An 872-nucleotide genomic window follows, 5' to 3' on the forward strand; every position below is an offset into this window, starting at 1 on the left:
ACCGACTCGGGGTGGTCGAGCAGGTTCTCGCCGACCCCGGGCAGCGCGTGGGCGGCCTCGATACCGACCGCGCGCAGGTCCTCGGGCGGGCCCACCCCCGACAGCAGCAGCAGGCGGGGGGTGTCGATCGCGCCGGCGCACAGGACGACCTCGCGCTGGGCGGTGACGGTGTGCTCGCGGCCGCCGGGTCCGACGGCGCGCACCCCCGCGGCCCGCCCGCCCTCGAACACGACCCGGTGGGCCCGGGTCTGCAGCATCAGGGTGAGGTTGGTGCGCACGTCCATGATCGGGTGCAGGTAGGCGGCCGAGGCCGAGGAGCGGTGGCCGGTGTAGGGGTCGTAGGCCACGGGCAGGAACCCGGCGCCCTCGCTGAAGCCGCCGCGGTGGGAGGTCTCGGCGTTGAAGTCGTCGACGACCGGGACGCCGGTGGCGCGGGCGGCGGCGGTGATCCAGTCGGCGACCAGGGCGTTGCGGTCGTGGGGGGCGACGGGGGCGATGTTGTTCTTGAGCCGGTCGGCGTAGGACTGGACGGTGGCGTTGTCCCAGCCGCGGGCGCCGGCGGCGACCCAGTCGTCGAGGTCGCGGGGGAAGGGGCGGAAGCTGATGAGGGTGTTGTGGGAGGAGCAGCCGCCCAGGACGCGGGCGCGGGAGTGCAGGATGTGGGAGTTGCCGCGGGGCTGGGCGACGGTGGGGTAGGCGTAGTCGAGGTCGCTGTCGAGCAGGTCCAGCCAGTCGCGCAGGCGCAGGACGCGTTCCTGGTCGCGGTCGGAGGGGCCTGCCTCGATGACGCAGACGCTGGTGCCGGGGTCCTCGGTGAGGCGGTTGGCGATCACCGAGCCCGCGGTCCCGCCACCCACGATCACATAGTCGTA

The 872-nt window shown here is 74.1% G+C and carries 1 protein-coding gene; it reads right to left on the bottom strand.

Features of this window, described 5'->3' with window-relative positions; translation table 11 throughout:
• A partial coding sequence (locus tag RM446_RS24635; RefSeq protein ID WP_311547832.1) for a GMC family oxidoreductase occupies positions 1-872 on the bottom strand: 872 nt, incomplete at both ends.

The sequence above is a fragment of the Streptomonospora wellingtoniae genome (assembly GCF_031845375.1).
GTDB lineage: Bacteria > Actinomycetota > Actinomycetes > Streptosporangiales > Streptosporangiaceae > Streptomonospora > Streptomonospora wellingtoniae.